The 24084-nt window shown below is 56.2% G+C and carries 19 protein-coding genes; 11 read left to right on the forward strand and 8 right to left on the reverse strand.

Features of this window, described 5'->3' with window-relative positions:
* Nucleotides 1-196 precede the first annotated feature (196 nt).
* On the reverse strand, nt 197-1570 hold the full coding sequence (locus tag H151_RS0103205; RefSeq protein ID WP_019960189.1) for a DcaP family trimeric outer membrane transporter: 1374 nt from the start codon (nt 1568-1570) through the stop codon (nt 197-199).
* Between the two features lie 231 nt (nt 1571-1801).
* Here H151_RS0103205 and H151_RS0103210 point away from each other — a divergent pair, with 231 nt between their 5' ends.
* Entirely contained in the window at nt 1802-2449 is a 648-nt protein-coding gene (locus H151_RS0103210; protein WP_019960190.1) for a response regulator, read from the forward strand.
* Here H151_RS0103210 and H151_RS0103215 read toward each other — a convergent pair.
* From H151_RS0103215 to H151_RS15355, 3 genes are all read right to left on the reverse strand, one after another.
* Nucleotides 2446-5877, reverse strand: a complete 3432-nt coding sequence (locus tag H151_RS0103215) for a hybrid sensor histidine kinase/response regulator (RefSeq protein WP_019960191.1) — start codon at nt 5875-5877, stop codon at nt 2446-2448. The two genes, H151_RS0103210 and H151_RS0103215, sit on opposite strands and share 4 nt — an antisense overlap.
* A 138-nt stretch (nt 5878-6015) precedes the next feature.
* Entirely contained in the window at nt 6016-7932 is a 1917-nt protein-coding gene (locus tag H151_RS0103220; RefSeq protein WP_019960192.1) for a sodium:solute symporter family protein, read from the reverse strand.
* Nucleotides 7933-7944: 12 nt separating this feature from the next.
* On the reverse strand, nt 7945-8253 hold the full coding sequence (locus tag H151_RS15355; RefSeq protein ID WP_040758316.1) for a DUF4212 domain-containing protein: 309 nt from the start codon (nt 8251-8253) through the stop codon (nt 7945-7947).
* 238 nt (nt 8254-8491) lie between these two features.
* Between H151_RS15355 and H151_RS0103230 the strand changes: the two genes are divergently transcribed.
* Nucleotides 8492-10186, forward strand: a complete 1695-nt coding sequence (locus H151_RS0103230) for a methyl-accepting chemotaxis protein (RefSeq protein ID WP_019960194.1) — start codon at nt 8492-8494, stop codon at nt 10184-10186.
* Here H151_RS0103230 and H151_RS0103235 read toward each other — a convergent pair.
* The 4 genes from H151_RS0103235 to H151_RS0103250 form a co-directional block, all read right to left on the reverse strand.
* Nucleotides 10183-10962, reverse strand: coding sequence for a UTRA domain-containing protein (locus tag H151_RS0103235; protein WP_019960195.1), 780 nt, complete (start codon nt 10960-10962; stop codon nt 10183-10185). The two genes, H151_RS0103230 and H151_RS0103235, sit on opposite strands and share 4 nt — an antisense overlap.
* A gap of 72 nt (nt 10963-11034) precedes the next feature.
* Nucleotides 11035-12972 carry a metallophosphoesterase gene (locus H151_RS0103240; RefSeq protein WP_019960196.1) on the reverse strand — a complete coding sequence of 646 codons (1938 nt, stop codon included), beginning with the start codon at nt 12970-12972 and terminating at the stop codon, nt 11035-11037.
* A 265-nt stretch (nt 12973-13237) separates the two neighbouring features.
* Nucleotides 13238-16405 carry a TonB-dependent receptor gene (locus tag H151_RS0103245; protein WP_019960197.1) on the reverse strand — a complete coding sequence of 1056 codons (3168 nt, stop codon included), beginning with the start codon at nt 16403-16405 and terminating at the stop codon, nt 13238-13240.
* Nucleotides 16406-16561: 156 nt separating this feature from the next.
* On the reverse strand, nt 16562-17140 hold the full coding sequence (locus H151_RS0103250; RefSeq protein WP_040758644.1) for a phosphonate degradation HD-domain oxygenase: 579 nt from the start codon (nt 17138-17140) through the stop codon (nt 16562-16564).
* Nucleotides 17141-17468: 328 nt separating this feature from the next.
* Here H151_RS0103250 and H151_RS0103255 point away from each other — a divergent pair, with 328 nt between their 5' ends.
* From H151_RS0103255 to H151_RS0103295, 9 genes are all read left to right on the forward strand, one after another.
* On the forward strand, nt 17469-18077 hold the full coding sequence (locus tag H151_RS0103255) for a 50S ribosomal protein L21 (protein ID WP_019960199.1): 609 nt from the start codon (nt 17469-17471) through the stop codon (nt 18075-18077).
* A 31-nt stretch (nt 18078-18108) separates the two neighbouring features.
* A complete protein-coding gene (gene rpmA / locus H151_RS0103260) occupies nt 18109-18378 on the forward strand; it encodes a 50S ribosomal protein L27 (protein ID WP_019960200.1) in 270 nt (89 codons plus the stop codon).
* A 121-nt stretch (nt 18379-18499) separates the two neighbouring features.
* Complete coding sequence (locus H151_RS0103265) at nt 18500-19063, forward strand: GNAT family N-acetyltransferase (RefSeq protein ID WP_019960201.1); 564 nt, start codon at nt 18500-18502, stop codon at nt 19061-19063.
* A gap of 21 nt (nt 19064-19084) precedes the next feature.
* Nucleotides 19085-20152, forward strand: coding sequence for a GTPase ObgE (obgE, locus tag H151_RS0103270; protein WP_019960202.1), 1068 nt, complete (start codon nt 19085-19087; stop codon nt 20150-20152).
* A gap of 11 nt (nt 20153-20163) precedes the next feature.
* Nucleotides 20164-20772 (forward strand): nicotinate-nucleotide adenylyltransferase, encoded by a 609-nt coding sequence (locus H151_RS0103275; protein ID WP_019960203.1) that lies wholly within the window; start codon nt 20164-20166, stop codon nt 20770-20772.
* A gap of 26 nt (nt 20773-20798) precedes the next feature.
* Nucleotides 20799-21803, forward strand: coding sequence for an L-histidine N(alpha)-methyltransferase (egtD, locus tag H151_RS0103280; RefSeq protein WP_019960204.1), 1005 nt, complete (start codon nt 20799-20801; stop codon nt 21801-21803).
* 89 nt (nt 21804-21892) lie between these two features.
* Nucleotides 21893-22270, forward strand: a complete 378-nt coding sequence (rsfS, locus tag H151_RS0103285) for a ribosome silencing factor (protein WP_233354494.1) — start codon at nt 21893-21895, stop codon at nt 22268-22270.
* Between the two features lie 27 nt (nt 22271-22297).
* A complete protein-coding gene (gene rlmH / locus H151_RS0103290) occupies nt 22298-22768 on the forward strand; it encodes a 23S rRNA (pseudouridine(1915)-N(3))-methyltransferase RlmH (RefSeq protein WP_026353796.1) in 471 nt (156 codons plus the stop codon).
* 26 nt (nt 22769-22794) lie between these two features.
* A complete protein-coding gene (locus H151_RS0103295; RefSeq protein WP_019960207.1) occupies nt 22795-24075 on the forward strand; it encodes a murein hydrolase activator EnvC family protein in 1281 nt (426 codons plus the stop codon).
* Nucleotides 24076-24084: the final 9 nt, after the last annotated feature.

Genomic DNA, 24084 nt, shown 5'->3' on the forward strand with positions numbered 1-24084 from the left:
GTCCCCCGGGATCTAAACAGATCGAATAACGCTGAGACCACCTCACCCCCCGGTGAGCGTGTCTCGAGGGGCAAGACGTGAGGGTGCAGATTTTTTGTGCGAAGCTTCAATAAAGCTTTGGTGATAAAATGATGACAGGCGGACCGCGTTTCTGCGACCCGCCTGTATAAGTTTTAAATTTTAAAGGCTTAAAGCGTTAGAATGCGTATTTGGTTGAGACAGTAAATCGCGTCAAAGTCCCGCTTTGACCATTTTCCAATTCCCGTTCACCAAACAAAACTTCACCGCCCACGGTCAGACCCGGCTGCACAGTCACCATATAATTGCCGAAGGCTGAATAGACCCGCTTGGTCGCACCGGTGCCCGTCAGCGTGATGTCATTATCCGCTTCCAGATGAGAATAGCCGACATTGATACGCCGCCCCTCACCCACGCTTTGGCGCAGCGCGATTAAACCACCCCAAACCGGGATGGCCTCCAGATCACCGCTCGCGGTGACAACCGCGCCATTAACGGCATTGAGCCCGATATAACGCCCGATCCCTTCACCGCCTGACAGGCTGAAGCGCACATCACTGTCATCGCCGATCTTGATTTTACCTGAGGCCGAAAGCCCCCAGGCGGTGGCATTGCCATCTACGCCACCATTTTCATAAGCAAGATTGCGCACCAAAGCCGCCAAGGAAACATTGCCAAAGCTGCCGGTATGATTATAGCGCGCGACGAGATCGGGCATCGCGCCATCCCCGGCATCAATACGCCCGCCCCCGCCATAAGGGGTCACAGTGGTATCGGGGTTTTCCAAGGCAAATTGCCAATTGCCATGGGTATAGCGCACCAACATCTGACGCACAAAGATCATCCCATCGGAAGCCACCAAGAAGCTGGCGCTTTCTGGAATGGCAGAGGTGTTTTGGAAGGTCGTCCAGTCCTGACCCACGCGCCAGCCGCCATAATTGATCCAGGCCAAACGCAAACGCGGATTATAGGAGTTGGACACCCGCTCATCCCCGCCCGGTGAGCCCAGGAAGTCCAGTTCCACCCGTCCCGTAAGCGGCGTGCCGCTGGGCGTTGGGGTTTCTGAGGTAAAAGCGATCCGTGAGCCCTTGGCCGTGAAATCGGTATCAGGGCTGTCATCACCCGTTCCGCCCACAGGCGTCGCGCCGGGAATATAGAAGTCGCGCGCGATCGAGGTTGGGGCGATATCGCCATCACTGACATCAGTAACATGGTAATCAATGTCGACAAAACCGGCCATTTTGAAAATGGTATTGCCCACCTGAAACCCATCGCCAGAGCGCGCGGCAGGGGCCAAAACTGGGGCCGAGGCTGGGGCAGAGGCGACCTGGCGTTCAATCTCAATCACGCGATCCGTTTGGGCGGCCTGGCTATCGCGTGCGGCCGTCACCTCATCGCGTAATTCCGCCAGCATAGCTTCCAGCGCTTCGATCCTTGCCTCTAACGCTTCGACATCTTGGCCATGGGCCGCACCGTGCGTGATCAAAGCCATAGATAAAGTGGCAAGACCAACTTGGCGCAGCAGACGGCTACGTTTAATCTGCAATGACATCCCTGTCTCCCTGGTGCAAAGGGCTCCCGGCTACTGGAGGGGGAGAGGGGAGAGCGAGCCAAGAGCCCCAGCATTCTAGTCTCTAGGGACAAGTATTCGACAAAAGGGTTAACCAGAGTATTGGCAAAAGGTCGAACATCAAAGCAGATGATTTACGACTTTTGTATAATTCACCGCCTCATTCATCAGACTATAGTCGTATAGATACGAAGCAACCCGGAGCCAGATACCATGACCGCCCCCCTGCACGCGCGCATTCTGCTGGTCGACGACCATCCCTTGTTCCGGGTTGCCTTAAGTGAAGCGCTCAAACAAGTCTCACCCACCTTGATGCTGGATCAAGCCGCCAGCTTGAAAGAGGCTTTGGACCATCTCAAAAGCCATGACGTCTCTCTCATTTGTCTAGATCTCAGCCTGGGCGATAGCAGCGACTTTATGGGGCTTAATCTGTTGCGCCATGATTATCCCAGCGTGCCTGTGGTGGTGGTCTCGGCCAGCCAAACCGCGGGCATTGCCCATCGTGCGCTCGATTTTGGAGCCTCAGGCTTTATTCCTAAGACCGTTGACTTACCCGTCATGATCCAGGCCTTCAAAGCCATCCTGGCCGGTGATATCTGGATCCCGGCTGAAGGCAGCGTTGTGGATGAGGATGAACAGGGCGAAGCCGCCAGTAAAATCGCCAGCCTGACCCCGGCACAATTGCGCGTCTTGGAAGGCTTGGTGCGCGGCCAGCTCAATAAGCAAATCGCCTATGAGATGGATATCACCGTTGCCACGGTCAAAGCCCATGTGACGGCAATTTTCAAAAAGCTGGGCGTGATCAATCGCACGCAAGCCGTGCTCTTGGCCCAATCGCTGTTTGTTGAACAAGCCGGTTAGCGCGCGCGGCGCACTTGGCTCCAAATCGCTGACAAATTTGCGCGCAGGCTCGCCGGGGCGACCGGCTTATGGATCAAATCAAGGCCCGCATCGGCCACAATCTCCGCCACATCCTCACTGCGCTCGGCCGTTGCCACAATACCCGGCGGCCGGGTCAGCCAATGGGCGCACAGACGTTCATAGACATCCGGCCCGGTTTCATCCTGATCCAAACGGAAATCCAAAATCACCAGATCAGGCGGCCCCTCTTCAAAGGCTGCGCGCGCTTCAGCTTCGGTTTTCGCCCCAATGGGAAAACACCCCCAGCCCGTGAGAAGGCTCGTTAAGGCTTGCAGGACGCTAGGATCATTATCGAGACATAAGATCCGCACCCCTTCCAAAGACGCTTTTTGAATGCGGCGCGGTTTGGGCGCAGGGATGTGAATATCAGGATCCCCGGCAGGCAGAAGTATTTCAAAAATACTGCCCCCCTTGGGGCCATCTTTGATCGTAATCGGATGATCCAGGCGCGCGAGGATCCGCTCCACAATCGCCAGGCCCAGCCCCAGTCCGCGATCATCCTGGCGGGTATGTTCCCCGCGCTCAAATTCATTGAAAATCTTGGCGCGCAGTTCTGGCTTAATCCCCGGCCCAGTATCAACAACCTGCAAGGCCAGCATATCCCCGCGCCGTCGAACCCCCACCACAATGCCGCCCGTTTGCGTATAGCGCACGGCGTTAGAAACTAAATTCTGCAGCACACTGACCATTAAGCCGCGATCACTACATACCCAGGTCTTGGTGGCGACGATATGGATGCTCAGACCTTTTTCATGCGCGCCATCGTGCAAGGGGGCAACCGTTTCACGGATCAAAGGATCAAGGGCAAACACGCTTAAATGCGGGGTTACACCGCCCGCATCCAGGCGCGAAATATCCAACAAAGTGCGGATCAAGAGATCGGCATGGGTGATGGACTGATCAATCCGGGTCAGCAGGCCCTGTGCATGATCTTCGTCTTTTTTCAGCGTATTACTGAGCGCAGAGATGAGCAGGCGCGCCGCCGATAAGGGCTGCAGCAAGTCATGACTGGCGGCCGCCAAGAAGCGCGTTTTCGATTGTGTCGCGCCTTCGGCCTGCATGCGCGCTTCTTCCAGATCACGCACCAATGCCAGGCGCATTTCACTTTCCGCCTCCAGAGCTGCAGTCCGGGCGCGCACCTTTTCTTCAAGGGTTTCATTGGCAATGCGCAGGCCCTCTTCCGCGCGCCGACGCGCGGTAACATCCAGATAAAGCCCGAAAAAGCCGACAACCTGGCCCTGTTCGATCCGGGGCTGATAAATGACCTGCCAGGTGCGCGCACTGCCATCATCGCCCAGCCCTTCGATATCAAAGACCTGACGCTCCCCGCGCAAGGCCGCTTCGACATAGGGCTTGCGTTGCAGATAAGCACCCGGATCGAGATAGTCAGACACTTTGCGCCCGAAAACACCGCTCGTCAGGCCGAAATAATCCAAATAGCGCTGATTGGCGAAGCGGATATGCTCCTCGCGATCGGCATAGGTCATCAAGGCCGGAACATTGTCCGTATAGAACTGAATGGAGCGCTCGGTTTCCTCCAACGCATCTTGCGAGATCCGGATTTTCTGGGCCGTTTCATCCAGCAGCAGCACCACATCACTTGGGCTGACCCGCGTGCCGGCCAGAACTTGCGTAATTAAAATCCGTGCCGCCGCCGCGCCCACGGCGCGCGCCAAACGCGCTTCAATCTGTGCGGTCAAGGCCAGGGTCAAATGATCTTCCGCGCCCAAATCGCGGCGAATATCTTTCTTAAGCTCGGCCAGGGCTTTTGCGGCTTCTTGCGGCCCGATGACATGGACCAACAAAGCCTCCACATCGGCAATGCGTGCATTGGGGACATCATCACCATGGGTGAACGCTTCCCCGCCGGTAAAGGCATCGGCCTGCAAACGATCGGCCAAGCGCGAGGGCGTAAAGGCCACCGCAATGATAAAAACCAGGGCATTGACCAACAGGCTAAGCCCCGCCATCAGCGAAAATTGATCCCAGCCCGGCGGGAAGCCAAAACTGTAACCGGTATAGGCCGGAACCAGCACACAGCCGAGCCAGACCAGGCCGCCGGCACTCATCCCGCACAACGCCCCGATGCGGTTGGCGCGGCGCCAATACAGCCCAAAGATCAAAGCCGGGGCAAGCTGAGCCGCACCGGCAAAGGCCACCAATCCGATATCGGCGAGCGCCAGCTTAGCTTGCAGCCCTTTGTGGAAGAGATAGGCGACGAAGACCATCACCACGACGCTGATCCGGCGCAAGGTCAGCACCAGCTGCACCACCCCGCCTTGACCCGGCTTGATCTGACTGCGCAAGAGTAAAGGCGCGATCAGTGCATCGACCGTCATCGTGGAGACAGCAAGCGCGGAAATCGTGATCATCCCAGCAGCAGCGGAAAACCCACCGATAATGGCCAACAAGGCCAGCGCATCATGATTTAATGCCAGCGGCAGTGCCAAAACGAAGGTGTCTGGATTGGTGGTCGGCAAGAGGCTGGAGCCCACCAGCGCGACCGGCGGGGCAATCAGCGCAACCAGGACCAGAAAGGCCGGAAAAATCCAGCGCGAGCGGGTCTCATCACCGATTTTTTGAAGCTCCACCGCCATCATATGAAATTGGCGCGGCAGGCACAGCGCCGAACACCCCGCCAAAATCGTCAGCACGATAAAGCGCACGCCAATATCCGGCGAGGTCAGAGAAGAGGCCTGAAAAGCCAGACTGCGCTGGGCCGGGCTCCAATCGAGAAAAATCGCGAAAGCCAGAACACCCACCGCCATCATCGCGCCCAGCTTTATGAGGCTCTCAAAGGCGATGGCCATGACCAAACCGGTATTACGCCGCGCGGTATCAGCATGGCGCACGCCGAACACAATCGCGAAAGCCGAAAAGGCGAGGGTTAACAAAAGCGCCCAATCACGCTCTCCACTGGTGCCGGTCACCAGGCCAATACTTGCCTCGCTCGATTTCAATTGCAGGGCTATATAAGGAATGATCGAAGCGGTCAGGATCAAGGTGGCAAGTCCGGCCACCTGGGTCGACTTGCCATAGCGCGCGGACAGAAAGTCGGCGATGGAGCCGGTATCATGCTCGCGCCCCAGGCGGACTAAACGCCGGATCAGGGGAAAGCCCAGCGCAAAGACCAAGGCGGGCCCAAGATAAATCGGCAGATAATCCCAGCCCTGGCGCGCTGCCTCGCCCACCGCACCATAAAAAGTCCAGCTGGTGCAATAGACCCCCAAGGACAGGGCGTAAAACCAGGCGCGCGCGCGCGGGCGCTGATCCCATTGGGCATTTTTACGATCCCCCCAGGCGGCCATCGCAAATAGTAAAATCACATAAAGGGTCAGGGCCAGGGCCACACTGTTCAAGGCCAGCATGTGCGCCACTCCACAATGATCAGGGTTTTACTGTGCGCGCTGTTCGCTAAGGCTGACAAGTCTTAGGCGCGGAAGATGAAGAAAAGAAAAGCCCCGCAGCCCTAAGGCTGCGAGGCAGTTTGACCCAAGTGTGGAGGATTATTCTGCCGGAGCCCCAGGCGCATCATCCCCAGCAATCGAGGGAACGCGAATGGTTTCGACCAGATCTTGCACCTCTTGCGGCGGGGCCTTGGTCATCAAGGCCGTGACGATTGAGACGGCAAAGCTCAACACCATACCGACCGAGCCGAAGCCTTCCGGCGAAATGCCCAGGAAGTGATCGCTGGCCGCGCCCTTGGCGATGTCGGGTAAGATGCCCATCACGCCCATCACACCCACAAAAGCCAACAAAATGGCCGCATAAAGGGTGAAGGGTTGACCGGCCTCTTTCTTATGGGTGCCCAAATGGATGATCAGGCCCGCAACGGCGAGGATCAACAGCCCAACCCCGATAACCAGGGAGGTAAAACCGATCTTGAAGTGCACGATATAGATGCCGGTCACCAGAAGACCCGTGGTCATGCCCACAATGGCCCCTTCGCGGTTCATGCGTTTCCAGAAAATACCAAGGAAAATCGCCGGGAAGAAGCTGGCCGCCGCCAGGCCGAAGGCAAAGGCGACCACCGCAGCCACAAATCCGGGCGGATATATCCCTGCCAGAATGGCGATCAGCACCGCAACGACCGCTGCCAAGCGCGCGACCAGCAATTCCTGACCTTCACTCATATTGGGCACCAAGACCTTCTTACACAGATCATGAGAGACCGCAGAGGAAATCACCATCAACAGACCCGCCGCTGTGGAAAGCGCCGCGGCAAGACCGCCCGCCACCACCAGGCCAATGACCCAGGAGGGCAGATTGCCGATCTCTGGATTGGCGAGCACGAAGATATCCCGGTCGAGCTTGGTGACCTCATTGGTCTCAGCATCGGCGCGATATTGGATCCTCCCGTCACCATTTTTATCGGTGAAGCCTAAAAGCCCGGTACGCTCCCAATTATAGAACCATTGCGGGGTGGCGTCCTCGCCCAGATCACGCGCTTGCGCTTCGCCGCTGGCGACCTCAGCCGAATAGACGCTTTCATTGACGGTATCGATGAAGTTGGAGCGGGCAAAGACCGCCACCGCCGGTGCGGTCAGATATAAAATCCCAATAAACACCAAAGCCCACCCGGCCGATTTACGCGCATCTGATGCCTTTGGCACGGTGAAGAAGCGAATGATAACGTGGGGAAGGCCGGCCGTGCCGACCATCAAAGCCAAAGTGATGGCAAAGACATCCAGCTTGGATTTCGCGCCTTCGGTATAAGGCTGAAAGCCCAGCTCCACCAAAGTGCGATCTAAAGATTGCAATAAGGGCAAACCATCCTGAGCATTGCCAATAAAGCCCAGTTGAGGGATCGGCGTTCCGGTGATTTGCAGGCTTAAAAAGATCGCCGGGACCATATAGGCGAAGATCAAGACGCAATATTGCGCGACCTGAGTATAGGTGATGCCGCGCATCCCGCCCAAAACCGCGTAAAAGAGCACAATGATCGCGCCCACGATAACGCCAACCTCGATGGGCACTTGCAGGAAATTGGAAAACGCAATGCCCACACCGCGCATCTGCCCCGCGATATAGGTGAAAGAGATGAAAAGCGCACAGATTACCGCCACAATCCGCGCAACCTGCGAATAATAGCGATCACCGACAAAGTCCGGCACGGTGAACTTACCAAATTTGCGCAAGTAAGGCGCAAGCAATAACGCCAGCAGCACATAGCCGCCCGTCCAGCCCATCAAAAACACCGAGCCATCATAGCCCATAAAGGCAATCAGACCCGCCATAGAGAGGAAGGACGCCGCACTCATCCAGTCTGCCGCCGTCGCCATCCCATTGAAGAGGGGCGGCACATCATGGCCCGCGACATAGAATTCATCGGTTGAGCCCGCGCGCGCCCAAACCGCGATACCGATATAAAGCCCGAAGGTCGTAATGACAAAAAAAGCCGTCCATAAAAGGGTCGGATCCATAACCAAGCCCCCTTAATGATCGCCCATCTTATATTTACGCTCAATCGCGCTCATACGCGCGGCGTAAACAAAGATGAGGATGATGAACACAATGATCGAGCCTTGCTGAGCGAACCAAAAGCCCAACGGCGCACCGCCAATAGAGACCTGATCAAGAATATCGCGTCCCAAAATGCCAAAGCCAAAGGACACAACGAACCAGATGACGAGCAAAATGCTCATCAAAGTCAGGTTCTCTCGCCAATAAGCATCTCTGGCCGATGTGGGACTGACCTCAGGGGAAGTCTCACCTGCCCCGGCGTCAACGGATGGGTCCGTCATACCTGTCCTCCTAAAACCTGTGATAGGTCACAAAAGCATGACAGGATTAGAGGTTTAGGACGAGACAGACTTTGGTCTAAGCCCCGAGCGACTTAGACCCAATAATATTCAACACCTTAAGCCAATTTTCTTTGTGTGCGCATGCGAAAAGTCACGCTTTGCCACACCCGATGTTTAAACTCTCAGCAAGGACACTCTTTCATAACTAAACCTTACTTAGTTTAAGGTCTTAGTCTTCATGACGCTATCGAATGTCCCTATTGCCCAGAAGATCTTGTTTCTATGTCTGGGATTTGTGGTCGGCTTAGCGCTAATCACCGCCATTTCCTCCTGGGGCTTGATCCGAATCGAACACGCCACCGATGAGTTAACCGTCGCGACCGAAGAAGTTCGTTTGGGGGCTTATCTGACCAAGGATGTGCTGGACCTTAATCGCAATGAATATCATCTGGCGCTGAACCCGTCGGCCTATGATCGGCTCAACCCGGAAATCGAAGCCGACCGCGATGATTTTCAAAACCGCTTAAGCCAAGCGTTGAGTTTAGCCCACAGTGATGATCGCGCTTATCTGATGGCCATCCAATCCAGTTATGAGCGCTATAGCCAGGATCTGGAACACACACTTGAGCAGATCCGCACTCATCGTGATTTGGAATTAAGCGCGGACCAACACGCCCTGTTAGAGAGCGTCGATCATTCCTCTGAAACGCAAAGGGCGCTGCGCGAAAACATTCAACGCTTTGTCGATCATATGGAAGAAGAAGGCGTTGAGGTTAATCATCAAGCCCACACCCTGGTCAATGAAGTCCAAGGTGTCGCTATTGCGATTGGTCTTGCCATTGCCGCCGGAGGGTTATGGGCCGGGATGGCCTTGTCGAAACGCCAGATCACCAAGCCTTTAGGGACCGTGGTTCGTAATTTGCAAGCCGTCGCGGAAGGCGAGCTTAACGTGCAGATTGATAATCGCGAGCGCCGCGATGAAGTTGGGGCGTTAAATCGCGCTCTCGCAGTCTTTCTCGAAAATGCCAAGGCCCGTCAAATCCGCTTGGAGCAAGAGCAACAAGACGCCCTTCGCGCCGCAAAACGCGCTGAGACCCTGCACGCGCTTACCGCAACCTTTGACCATCAAATCACCGAAGCCCTGGCGAGCCTGTCCTCAGCCTCAGAAGAGCTTGAAGCTACCGCGACCGCCATGTCCTCCAGCGCGGAAGAAACCAGCGCCCAAACCCAAAGCGTCTCGTCTTCGACCACGCAAACCTCTGCCAATGTGCAGACCGTGGCCTCCTCAACCGAGGAGCTTTCCGCCGCCATCGCCGAGGTCTCCAGCCAGATCGCGCGCAGTGCCAAAATCTCGCTCACGGCCAATCAAAAAACCGAACATACCTTGCGCCTGATGGATCACCTGACCGGAGCGTCCGGCGAGATTGAATCCGTGCTCAACCTCGTCGCGCAAATCACCAATCAAACGAAGCTTTTGGCCCTCAATGCCACCATCGAGGCCGCCCGCGCCGGTGAAGCTGGTAAGGGTTTTGGTGTGGTTGCTAACGAAGTCAAGGCCTTGGCCGAAGAAACCGAAAAAGCCACCCTCACCGTCAGCGAACATGTCCGCGCGATCCAAGAGAGCACGCGGGTGGTGGTCGAATCCGTGAAAGACATTGATCATGTCGTGTCTGAGGTCAATGAGGTCTCCTCCGCCGTGGCAACCAGCGCCCATCAACAAGTCGCAGCCACCGACGAAATTTCCCGAAACGTCAGTGAAGCCGCCCACGGCACTCTTGAAGTCAGCAAGTCGGTTGAGATGATCCAAACCGCGGCCACAGCAACAGCCGCCGCCGCAGCACAAGTCACCCATACCGCACAAGAACTCGCCCGGCAGAGCGTCAATATCCGTGAAAGTATCCAGACCTATCTGACATCGGTAGACGCCGCCTAAGCGTCTGAATCCAAAATCAAACGAAACGCGCTGGGATGCCAGTGTTCCAGGTCATATTCCACGACCTGTCCCTTGGCATCATAACAGACCCGACGCACAAACAGCCCCGGCGAGCCCGGCGTCATATAGAGCATTTGCGCGACGCTTTCATCAAGCGCCGTGGGATACATCTCCGCCTTGGTCCGGGTTGTGGGAACTTGATAATCCTTGGCCAAGATCGTCGACAGCGAGGTATCAAGATCGCGCTCTAACAGGCCCGGAAAACGCGCGGCATTGACCAGGATCTGCTCGATCAAGACCGGGCGCTCATCAATATAACGCCGCCGGCGAATGGAATAGGCCATACCTCCGGCAGCAATGCCCAGCATGTCTGCGATCTCTGGGCTCGGCTGGATCAGCATTTTATCCAAGGTTTCGGTGCGCGGCACGCGGCCTTGATCAGCCACGAACGTCATAAAGCCTTTGGGTTTGGCGAGATCATAATCAATGCGCGGGGGGGAGAGAAACCAGCCCCGGCGGTCCAGACGATAGATAACCCCTTCAGCCTCTAAATGCGCCAAAACTTCGCGCACGGTCCCGCGCGACACACCCAGAACGCCTTGCAAATCACGCTCAGACGGCAGGCGTTCTTGCTGGGCGACCACGCCGGAGGATAAAACCGCGCTCAACGCGGCGCGCGCACGCACCTGGGGCGGATCTTGCGTGGTGTCGGCAAAATGCTCCGCCGCCTGGGCCAGGCGCGCCATCAGGTCTTGATCAAGGTCTTTGGTGCGCATGACATCTACTCAAATAAAGCTTCCCCACCGGCACGCCCAAGAGCGAACCGGTGGAGGTCATATAGCCTAAACTTACTCGTCTGCCAGCTGGGCGCGGCCGCGACGATTTTTCTCGATCGTGAAGCGATCGCGGGTTCGCCCTTCGCTATCGACCATGCGATAGGTCAATTCATCCGGGCTCACTTCGAAAATCCCATAATGATTACCGGCATAGGTCTGGCGCGAGAACCAATTACGGTTCGGTGTGAAGTCTTCCAGATTGCCACCCGCACCGCCAGATTGAATATAGATCACGCCATCATGTACACTGGCGGCCCCATCCTTCAAAGCCCAGCTGCGCTCATAAGTATGCAAATGACCAAAGAGCACCACATCCACGCCGTGCGCTTCATAGAGATCAAGGAAGTCAGCGCGAACATTTTCATTGCCCAGCTGCAAATCTGAACTATTCCAGGAATTGCCATGATCATTTTCGTCTGAGGTATAGACCGGATGATGGTGCGCCGCGATTTTCCACCGCGCGGTTGAGCGGCTGAGCTGATCATCCAGCCAGGCGCGCTGGCGCTGACGGAAGCCTGGGGCCTCGCGTTCACGCTCGCCAAAATTGGTGTCCAACATGAAAAACTGCACATCGCCATAGGTGAAGGTGTACATGTTTTCCGCCTCTGGGAAGGCGTTGTAATGGCGATACCAGACCAGATCATCTTCGCCATTGCCGGGCACCGCCATCAAGGGCACGCGGCTGATCAATTGGGTAAGGCCCAGGAAAAATTCGTGCGTCCATTCAAAGCGATGATGCTGGGTTCCGCCATCGGTGAGATCACCCAAGATCATCAAGAAACCCGGACGCTCCCCCCAGATTTCCTTGGCAATCTGATCATTGATATAAGGGCGCGCCTCAGTATCGCCGATGACGGCAAAGGTGAAGGGCTGGCCCGCGCGCGGTGCGGTGCGGAAGCTCAAAATCCCTGAGCGGATCTCTTCCCCGGCTTCATTGACGGCTGTGACCTCATAAAAATAGGGCGTATCTGCTTCCAGCCCCGTCATCGTAAACTCGTGCAGGCGATCAGGATTTAGATCCTCACGGCTAAACTCCAAGGGCACATCACGCCCCCACTCGATCCGCATCTGGCTAGCACGATCGGTTTCAGCCAAAACCGTCATGCCGGTTTGGGTCGGCGTGCTGAGCACCGGGCCAGCGGTAAAGTGGAACAGATCTTCAAACAGCACGCCCTCATCAATCAAATGGGCACGGCGCTGAAACTGCTCGGTAATGTCCTCTGCACTCAAAGCGCGCTCATAAAGAGCGGCACCCTGGATGATATTGGCAAAATCCATATAGGGCTCGTGGCCCAGATAAGCCGAGAGATCAAAGCTCGCCTGATCACCGGCTGGATTGAAGCCTTCAGGCGCACGGGCCACAGCCACGCGGGTGCCATTATGATAAAGGGTAAAGACCGCGCCATCATAAACGCCAACCAGATGGTGATAGCGCTTATAGGCCTCAAGATCGGCTTGGGGGATATCGATTGAGGCTTCACGGCCATCTGCGCTTAACGCCCCAAAGGCGATTTGATCGCCGAAAAAGCCCAAGGTCCAGATGGGGGCCTGTTTACGCGCATCATTAAAGACACTGGCGGCCGCACCCACGGGACGATTGCCATGGCGCAGCGCCCACAGCTCCACCGTGAAGGGGCCATTAGGCACCGAAGTCCCTTCTGCGAGATATTCATAGCGATGGGTCATCGCCTGGCCAAACAGCACTGTGGGATCAGTTTCCACGCGCATCACCGCGCGCGGTTCACGCACCTCAGCCGGGCGCGGACCGGGATAATTCGCACCATTGCCTGGCAGGACATAATCGGGCCAGAAGGTCCAACGGCCTACCTCGCCCTCCAGCGCATGATGGTGTGCGCCCGGCACATCGTGCGCCTGCGCGAGGGCGGGCATCAGGACAGATCCCAGGCCCAGAACCAAAACCGAAATGAGTGATGACAAGTGCGTGCGCATGGCCGCCTCCAAAACTGACGAATGAGCCCGAAAGCACCTAGAGCCGTTTCGGCCAATGCTGATCGACCCAATCGGCTCTAGGCCTTTGATGTGTCGCCTTTCTGAATCGCGAAACCGGTATCCACTTTCGCTGAAAAGGCTCCTAGCAGATGGGTAAGACGGTTTCATAAAAGGGGACGGACCGCTGCCAGGGGGCCAGCAGCGGTCCAGCATGCATCTCAGACCAACCGTCTATTCGGTCTGATCCGCAAATCCCGTCTTCGTCCTAGAAGCGGTAATCCGCACCCAAGAAGAAGCTACGCCCGTTCTCGACATAATCCTTCTGGAAGGCTTGTTCATAACCGCGGGTCGCCCAGTAGTTATGCCCATCGAGAATGTTTTGAACTTCACCGCGGATCGAGAAGCCATTGGCAAAGGTATAGCGCAATTGGAAGTCCAGACGGTCCCAATCTTGAACGATCTTGTTGATACCGTTATTGCGCAGATCTTCGACATAATCGCCGGAGAAGTTATAGGCCAAACGCGCTTCCAGACCATATTTCTCGTAGAAGATCTGAGCGTTATAACCCAAATTCGGCGCGTTGATCAGATCCACCTTATCGCCTTGACCGGCAGAGCGCGTTCCACTTGGCGTGGTTTCGCTTTCCTGGATCGTGACATTGGCGGCGACACCTAAACCATCCCATGGCGAAGGCAGGGCGGTAAATTGCTGGACCAGACCCAGCTCAATCCCGTAAAGCTTGGCTTCAGGACCATTGGCCACGGTGGCGACATCTGCGGGTTGACCTTCAAACGTATCTTTAACGGTCCCGTCATTACGGAAGTCGAAATAGATGAAGTTTTCCAGATCTTTGTAGAAGATGTTGGCCGAGATCAGACCGCCATTGGGTGAATAATATTCAAAGCCCAGATCGAAATTCAACGCCTCGGTTGGTTTCAGATCGGCATTACCGCGGCTGATCGAAACGCCATCCACACGAATGGAGCCTGAATTCAAACGCGTTTGAGAAACGCTTACGCTTTCGCGCGAGGTCATGTCTTCAAAGTTTGGACGCGCAATCGAGGTCCAAATCGCACCGCGATAGACCCAGTTTTCATTCGGGCGATAATTGACATGGATGCTTGGCAACACATTGGTGTAGGAACCTTCGCTGCTGCCACGGCGCGCAACCGTTACATCGTCCAGCTCAACCCCGCCTTCATCAAGTGTGATCCGGCGTACAGAGCTAAAATAGTCGTTCTCGACTTCAGTGTGCTCAACGCGCACCCCGCCGAAGACTTGCCAATCATTCCACTCAGCCACGCCCATGGCATAGCCCGCATAAACCGTCTCTTTTGACGTGCGGTCATTGCGGGTCATCTCATCATCGCTAAAGCTAGTCTCACATGAGGAGAAGAGGCGATCATCGCAGCTGTTAAAGGCGTGCTGCAAGGCATTGCGATTAAACGTCATGCCGAAGCTGTCTTTGCCCGAATAATATCCCGACAGGAAATCACCATATTCGGCCTGACCAACAAAGGCAGGATTGATCGCCAGTACTTGTGCCAGGGTAAGATCGCGGGTCTTGCCTTCAAAGACCGGGTTTTCGTCGACTTCGTGCTCTTGACGACGCACTTTACCGCCAAATTCGATCCGGTCGAGGAAACCTAAAGTCACATCCCAATCGACATCAATCTGCCCGATCACGCTGTTATCGGTGGCCTCACGCTCTGAGGCATCGCCACCTTGAAGATCCAAATTGGCCGGATCATAGATGTCTTGCGCCAAAGTACCTGGCAAGATCCACTGGGGATAGCGCGGGTTCGGGAAGGCATAAAGCACGCCCGACTGATCAAAGGGGGCAGCGCCATCGCGGCCAAAATCAATGCCTGCGTCTTCGGTGCGTGCGGTACGGCCCGAAGAATAGGCCAGATCCCACTCAATCGTGAAGGCATCCACAAAATGCTCGCCGCCCAGATTGGCGCTCCACAATTCATATTCTTCGGTACGCCAGCTAAACCCGCGCCCAATGCGAAGACGGCGTGGATCCCAAACCCCTGACTTACCGATCAGTGAGTACAGACGCCCGGTAGACCCATTCATAGGATCACTATTGCTGCGGTCAGCATCGGTGATCAGGCCATCATTATCGCGGTCCACGATTTGATCGGTGGTATAGCCATAGACATTGCCCAAAGCGCCCGCTTGGCCGGTGATCACTTGCCAAGGTTGAGACAAGCTCGCATCCAGCAGGTTTTTCTGAACCAGACGGCCAGAATGACCATTTATCGAAACATTACGGCTGTTGCGCACGTCGAAATAGGTGTGATCTTCGGCATCTTCATAGAAAGAATATTGGCCGCGGAACCAGACTTTAGAGCCGTCATTAAAGCGGCGATCCAAAGTGGTGTTAAAGCCATAACGCTTCAAATCGTTTTCAAAAAGATCAAGGCCGACACCTTGCATCTGAAGGGTTTGCGCGTCTACATCACGATCATTCGAGCCATTGCGCCAGCGATAAGGCTCCCAATCGCCTTCATTCTCAGACTCTTCACCGGTTGAGCTCTTATCTTGATAATAGCCGGTGATGTAGAAGCCATATTCGTCTTGCGCCCCGAAGGTATCACCAAAGAAACCCGAGACATTATAACCGGTATCGCCATTGCGATCATTATAATCGGTGGTGATGGACCCCCCTGCGCTCATGCCATCATAGTCAAATGCGCTGGGCGTACGGAAATCAATCGTACCGCCGATGGCATCGCCATCCATGTCCGGACGCAGGGTTTTAGACACTTCCACCGATTGCAAACCATCTGGCGGCAATTGGTTGAGGCTGATCCCGCGCGAACCGGCATCGGCCGTCGCCAGGCGTACACCATTGAGATTATAGGTGTTAAGGCGGGTATCGAGACCACGAATGGTCACAAAGCTCCCCTCACCGGTCTGTTGGTCGCGCACCAAAGTGATACCGGGCAAGCGCGAAACAGACTCAGCGATATTATTGTCTGGGAATTTACCCAAGGCGTCGGCCGAGACCACATTGGTGACGTTCAAATTGGCGCGCTGCTCAGACAGCGAACGGTTCTGACCCAGGCGCGCCCCGCGCACGACAATGGTATCAGGGGTTTCTGCGCCCATTTGCACCAAAGCAAAGTCTGACCGCACTGTGCCTTCGGCATCGACCGCTACGCTGGCGCTTTCGCCTTCAAAGCCTAAATAGCTGACTGACAGCGTATAAGTGCCCGCGGGCAGGTTGGCGATACGATAGCTACCGTCCTGACGGGTGGCTACGCTTTGGCCGGTTTCTTGAACCGTGATCAAAGCCCCAGATAGGGCCGCGCCATCGCCCAGACCCTTCACGGTCCCGGTCAATGTGCCTGCGAATGATGGTGCCGCGACCAGAACACTGGCCCCAACACTGGTGAGAAGAATAGATTTAATCGGTCCCACGATGAAACTCCCCCGTGAAAAGGTAAAACCGGTGGGGGTTGCGCTCCCTCAACCCCCTAAATGGTATGTACCAATATCTAGGAAATATGTGGCACTTGTATTTAATCGATATGACAGATCCATTAAAAATGGTATGTACCACTTTGAAATATGCGGTTAAGTCAGCTGAGCCAGGATGATGGCGTCATACACCTCCAGATCAGGCACCGCTAAATTCGGCTTCTTACCCCAATCATCATAGCGGCGCAGCGCAATGGCATCATCAAAATAGACCCCACCCTCAAAGGCCGCGCATTCCTCTTCGCTCATCCGCCCGCCTTGTAATTTCAAGCTCAAGGTAGAAGCTGCGCTCAAACCGGCCTCATAGCCGGGTTCTTTGGCGCACAGATAGCGCTTGGCATCGACATGAAGGGCAATCGGCTGGGTCACATCGGGGCTGAAATGGCGTGCCAGGAAACGCGATCCCAGCTTTTCATGACACATATCCACGCCTTCATCCTCAGCCACACGCTCCCCGCGCGAATGAAGAAGATGACCAATATCATGCAACAAAGCTGCAATGATGATCGCGTCAGAACCGCCGTCCTTTTGCGCGATATAGGCACATTGCAGCATGTGGGCCCGCTGGGTCACAGCCTCGCCATAGGAGCTGTCCCCGAACCGGTCAAAAAGATCATGCAGGGCCGATAAAACGTCCATCGCACTCATATCAGCCTTCAAAACCGGTCGCGTCATATCCAAGCCTCTGATGTCATTCATATGCAGAAAGAAGAGCCGATATTCATAAACTGCTTTTTTGGTGTATACCACTTTGAAAGTGCAGCTCAGCTCAAGATTTCGCGAATTCGTCACAGACCGTGCGGCTCGAATTGACTCTCGTCTTCGCTTGTGTATATTCGCGCGCTCGCGAGCCCGCACCCTTTTCCACAAGGGACGCGGGCCGTCGTGTTTTTTGACCCAACACTGCGCCTTGAAAAGAACGCAGTGAAGAAAAAGGGATCATGAAGCCATATAAGACGTCTGACGTCTAACGGCATTCGTGACCGATGATAAGGACAAGCGCATGTATGCGGTGATCAAAACTGGTGGCAAACAGTATAAAGTTGCTGAAGGCGATAAAGTTCGCATCGACAAAATCGAAGGTGAAGCGGGCGATGTCGTCGCGTTTGACCAGGTTTTGATGCTGGGTGGTGAAGATGGCGTCACTGTGGGCAGCCCCGTTGTGGATGGCGCTCAAGTGATGGGTGAGCTGGTTGATATCAGCCGCGGCCGTAAAATCATCATCTTCAAAAAGCGTCGCCGTCAAAACTCTCGCCGTAAAAACGGTCACCGTCAGTGGTCAGCTTTGGTCAGCATCTCTGAGATTGTTGTGCCCGGCGCACAACCGAAAACCAAAGCCTCGTCTAAGCCTAAGGTTGAGAAAAGCGCTGACGCGCCAAAAGCTGCCGCCTCTGAAGGCGCGGCCTCTGGCCATGATGATTTGAAAGAGTTGACCGGCGTGGGTCCAGCTCTTGAAAAGAAATTGGTTGAAGCCGGTGTGACCAGCTTTGCGCAAATCGCAAGCTGGAGCGAGGCCGATATCGATGCTCTGGAAGCACAAGTCCCTGGCGTAAAAGCCAAAGCAGAAAAAGGCGACTGGGTCGCTGAAGCTAAAGCGAAAATCGGCGCTTAAGCGCGCACCCAAAGGATAAGGAGACCAAGTCATGGCTCATAAGAAGGCAGGCGGTTCGTCACGTAACGGTCGCGATTCAGCAGGTCGCCGCTTAGGCGTTAAAAAAGCCGGCGGTCAAGAAGTTGTTCCTGGCAACATCATCATCCGCCAGCGCGGCACGAAATACTATCCTGGCACCAATGTCGGCATGGGCAAGGATCACACCTTGTTCGCGCTGAGCGAGGGCCGCGTTGAGTTCCGTCGTCGTAAAAACGACCGTCTCTTCGTGTCTGTCGCTCCGCTCGCAGACGCGGCCGAGTAAGGCGCACCCACAGGGGATCGCCGCATAGACAGGCGCTCCTCATCTGGGATAGAGATCTAAGAAAGGGGAGGCGAGCCGCTCGTCTCCCTTTTTCTATTGCGTATATGTAAAGAGACATATCATGGGCCCTCACCCCCACTTCGATGATCAGCACAGAGACGATTGGGTCATGGGCGAACGCCTGATCTTGCGCCCTTTGCATGCCCATGATCGCGACAACATGGCTGCGGGCCTGGGCGATTATCAAGTCTCGCAAATGACCGGCACCATCCCCCATCCCTTTACACGCTTTCACGCTGAGATTTTCATCATGATGATGCGCGCCCGGCGTCACTGCCGCGGCGATCACGTCTGGGCGATTTGCGAGCCAGACCGCCCGGAGCATCTCATCGGGGTGATGGGACTTCATCCGGGTAAAGATGAAAGCTGGGAGATCGGCTATTGGCTCGCCCCGGAGGCCTGGGGCAAGGGCTATGCGACACAGGCCGCCCAGCTCGCCTTAGGCTTTGCGCGCGACAATGGCCTTAAAAACATTCATGCGGGCTATTATGCCGACAATCCGGCTTCGGGCCGGGTCCTTGCCAAGCTGGGATTTATTCACCAGCACGAGGATAATCTCTTTAGTATGGCGCGTGGACATAAAGCGCCCGGCATTCGGGTCTATCTGCCCGATAGCGCCGCCTAATCCCTTAAGGGGCACAAGACGATGAAATTTCTAGATCAAGCCAAAATCTATGTGCGCTCGGGCAATGGCGGCTCGGGCTGCGTCTCTTTCCGCCGGGAAAAATACGTCGAATATGGCGGGCCCAATGGCGGGGATGGCGGCAAGGGCGGCGATGTCTATATCGAAGCGGTTGAGGGCCTCAACACCCTCATCGACTACCGCTATCAACAACATTTCAAAGCCAAATCCGGCACGCCCGGCGCTGGGCGCGATATGACGGGCGCGGCCGGGGAAGATATCATCATCAAAGTGCCTGTGGGCACGCAAATCCTCGATGAGGATATGGATTATGTCATGGCGGACCTGACGCAGGTGGGCCAGCGCGTTCTGCTCGCCGAAGGTGGGATTGGCGGTAAGGGCAATGCGGCCTTTAAAACCAGTACAAATCAGGCCCCGCGTAAATCCCAGCCCGGCATGCCCGGTGAAGAGCGCTGGGTGTGGCTGCGCCTCAAACTCATCGCGGATGCGGGTCTTGTCGGGTTACCCAATGCGGGCAAATCCACCTTCCTGGCCGCATCCTCGCGCGCCCATCCCAAGATCGCTGATTATCCCTTCACCACCTTGCACCCCAATCTGGGCGTCGTGCGTTTGGATGCCGGGGCGAGCTTCGTGCTGGCCGATATTCCCGGCCTTATTGAAGGCGCGCATGAAGGCGCAGGCATTGGTGATCGCTTCTTAGGTCATATTGAGCGCTGCGCGACCTTGCTGCACCTGATTGATGCCACCCAGGAAGACCCCTGCGAGGCCTATCGCATTGTGCAAGGCGAGCTGAAGGCCTATGGCAATGGCTTGATCGATAAGCCGCAAATCCTGGCGCTGAATAAAACCGATGCCATTGAACCGGATGTCTTGGCCGAACGCACCCAGGCCCTGGAAGCGATGAGCGGGGTTAAAGTGCGTCATGTCTCTGGCGCGACAGGCGAGAAGGTGCGTGATCTGCTGGCTGAGATTTATCACGCCATTGTCGCTGATCGCCAGGAGCAACGCGCGGAAGAGATCCGCGAGGATGCCGAGGAGCGCGGCGAAGATCCAGGCTGGTCGCCCGCTTAGGATCACACCGCATGACCTCACGCGCGCTGAAAACCGAAGTGTTAAAGTCCGGCATGAGTGTCGGCCTGTTTGGGGGATCTTTTGATCCCCCCCATATCGGCCATTTGCATGTCGCCCAAACCGCGATGAAGCGTTTGCGCCTGGATCGGGTCTGGTGGCTCGTCTCCCCGCAGAACCCGCTTAAAACCCATGCCCCCGCCGATGCTGCCCGGCGCATTGGCGCGATTGAGGCCCTCGCCCATCAACCGCGTATGGTGGTCTCTACCATCGAAGAGCGTTTGGGCATTAACCGCACGATAGATCTGATCGACCACCTCACCTATCACCACCCGGACGTCAATTTCGTCTGGATCATGGGATCGGATAATCTGGGCGGTTTTCATCGCTGGGAACGCTGGCGCGATCTCGCCACCGCCATGCCGATCTGTGTGATTGCCCGGCCCGGACAGGCCATAAAGGCGCGCCTGTCGCGCACGGCAACTTTCCTGCGTCATGCGCGTTTACACGAGAACCAAGCCCATATTTTAAAGAAAATTAAGGCTCCGGTCTGGACATATCTGACTGAGCCGCTACATCCTGTATCCTCCAGCGCGCTAAGAGCTCAAGGCCTGCGCGCCTAACCGGAGAACCCGAAAGGTTACCGACCATGTCCATCGCCCGATCCCTCAAGGACGCCGATGGCGTCGATCTCGCCTTTTACAAAGATCTCCACCCGCCCTTGAGCGATTTCAAAAGCGATATTCTCGATGGCCTGTCCCGGCCCCAAAAATCAATCTCTCCCAAATATCTCTACGATCGGGCGGGATCGGCCTTGTTTGATGAAATTACCCGCCAGCCTGAATACTATCCCACCCGCACCGAACTGGCCCTGCTTGATACACTGGGCGCGCAATTAACTGCGTTGGCGGGGCCCGGCGCGGTCGTGATTGAGCCGGGTGCGGGCTCCAGCATTAAGGTCCGTAAGCTGATTGATGCCCTTGATCACCCAGCCTGCTATGTCGGAATGGACATCTCAGGTGAGCATGTGAAGGCGGCCTGTGCCAGCCTGTCGGCTGATTATCCTCGCCTGCCGGTCGGGGCAGTCTGCCATGATTTCACCGCGCCGCTGGAGATGGCCGCACTGGATCTGCCCCCCGGAAAACGCATTATTTTCTTTCCCGGTTCGACCATTGGTAATTTCGATCTCAGCGATGCGCTGGGTGTTCTGAAAAACTTCCATTCCTGGCTGCGCCCGGGTGATGCATTGTTCATTGGCGCTGATTTGCGCAAAGACGCCAGCATCTTAGAAGCCGCCTATGATGATGCAGCCCGGATCACCGCCGCCTTCAACTATAATCTGGTGCGCCGGATCAATCGCGAGCTGGACGGATCGCTCAACCTTGATCGCCTGACCTATAAGGCCCATTGGAACCCCTATCGCTCACGCGTGGAGATGTTCCTGGTCGCCACCCAAGACCAATGCTTTACCGTCGCGGGCAAGACCTTCACCTTGCGCGAGAGCGAAACGATCCATACGGAAAACTCGCACAAATTTACGCCGGGTACGTTCATTGATTTAGCCGCGCGTGCGGGATTTATCTCCAAGCAGGTCTGGGTGCACGAAAAAACGCCCTACTCATTGCATTGGCTCGAATGTTGCGAAAAAACGTGATAGACTCACGCCTACGAATTGGCAATTAAAGGAGCAATACGCTGTCAATCGACACTCATAGTCGACAGGTAAGCGAGATTTCACACGCTGTGCCTGCCGCAGATCTCGATGAGACCGGCCCTCTAGGGTCGTCTGAAGATCTTGAAGCCCTGGTTATGAAGATCCTGGACGATGATAAAGCAGAAGACATCGTCTCGATTGATCTCACCGGCAAATCCTCTGTCACCGATTATATGGTCATCGCCTCTGGGCGTTCGAACCGCCATGTCGGCGCGCTGGCCGATCATTTGGTCACGGCGCTGCGTGATGCGGGGTGGGACAAGCCCCGCGTTGAGGGTCTGACCAATTGTGACTGGGTCTTGTTGGACGCCGGTGATGTGGTGGTCCATCTTTTCCGTCCAGAAGTGCGCAGCTTCTATGATCTGGAAAAGATGTGGTCGGTAACCCCGAACGCCACCCAAGCCTAAGGGCTGAAACCAGAACTGGGCTGAGCCGTGCGAATTGAAGTGCGCGCTGTGGGCCGGATGAAGTCCGGGCCTGAGCGGGATTTGTTTGATGAATACCTCAAGCGCGCGCAAGGCCAAGGCCGCGCCCTGGGGTTTACCGCCATCGAAGAGCGCGAGATTGATCCGCGCGGCAAGGCCGATAAACGCGCCGAAACCGCCAGCCTCATACAAGATCTGCCCGTCGGGGCGCAGATCGTCGCCCTGGATGAGCGCGGCAAAGACCTCACCTCGCGTGAAATTGCCGGTAAAATTGAAAGCTGGCGCGATCAGGGTATTCGTGATTTGGTCTTTCTCATCGGGGGGGCCGATGGGCTGGATCGCGACCAGCTGAGCCCTTCCACGCACTATATTGCCTTTGGCCGCGCGACCTGGCCGCATAAAATGGTCCGCGCCATGATTGGCGAACAGATCTATCGCTCTATTGCCTTGATGGCCGGAGCCCCCTATCACCGCGACTGAATGAAATTTAACCGATCTTAGAGCCCATGCTGAGCCTTTATCTCGCCCTTGCCCTTCAAAGCGCCCAGCCTGAGACCGCTCCGCCGGATCGCGAACGCATTGAGGCGTTGGAGCGTGAGGCCGAAGATAATGAAGCCGCAAGCCTTTTGCGCCGCGAAGAGGCCGATCGTTTGGCCCGCGAGATCAATGAGCTTCAGCGCCGCCTGATCGCGGCAGCCGAGGAAGCGCGTCGTTTGGAAACAAGCGCCTTAACCGCCGCTCAACGCCTGAGCGATCTTGAAGAAGAAGAGGCGGTTTTACTCAGCCAATTGGCTGAGGAGCGCGATAGCCTAGCCCAGGTTCTGGCCGCCTTGCAAAGGATCAACACTTCCGCCCCGCCCGCCCTCGCCGTCAATCCCGATGATGCCGCCGAGGCCGCCCGCGCCGCCGGGCTGCTTGCCTATATGGCCCCGCAACTTGAAGCGCGCGCGCGCGCCGTCAGTGACCGCCTCAAAACGCTTGAAGAGGTCCGCCAAGACATCATCACCCAGCAAGCGCGCCTGGCCGAAGCCGAAGCCGAGGCCCAAGCGCAACACAGCGATATCCGCGCGCTGATTGAAGAGCGTCGCACCTTGGAGCAGGGCCTGCGCGCAGAAGCAGAAGACCTCTCCCGCCGGGCCGCCGCGATTGGCCGCCAAGCGTCTAATTTGCGCGAGCTGCTCGCCCAGATCGAAGCCTTTGCCCGGTTGGAGCCACGACTTAATCCGCGTTTGACCCGACCAGCTGTCGAGCCCCCCACCGGCATTCCTGTACCGCGCCTGCGCCCAGAACGACCCACTGAGCCTGTTGTGATCGACACCCCAATTGAAAGCTTGAATGGCGCTAGTCTGGTGGCGGCCCTACCGACCAATGATCCTTTGGCGGGCTTTCGCTTTTCTGATATGCGCGGGCGCCTACGCCTGCCAGTTGCAGGCCAGATCATTACGCGCGCCGGTCAGGCCGGGCCAGATAATGTGGTGCGCGACGGGATCTGGATTGAAGCGCGTGCCGGATCGACCGTCACCGCGCCCTTTGATGGCATGATTGTGTTCGCCCAAGCATTTCAAAATCTCGATGGTGTCTTGATGATTACCACCGCAGATGATTACACTCTCATTCTAGGCGGGTTGAGCACGCTTTACGTCCAAGAGGGCCGCTCTGTCCTGGCCGGTGAACCTTTAGGTGCGCTTGGTGATGGTTCTTCAACTCTACCGCGCCTATATTTTGAACTACGTCGAGAGGGGACAAGTCTGGACCCGCGTCCATGGCTTCGGCCCGAATATCGCTGATGAGCGCTG

The organism is Woodsholea maritima DSM 17123 (genome assembly GCF_000382325.1).
Classification (GTDB): domain Bacteria; phylum Pseudomonadota; class Alphaproteobacteria; order Caulobacterales; family Maricaulaceae; genus Woodsholea; species Woodsholea maritima.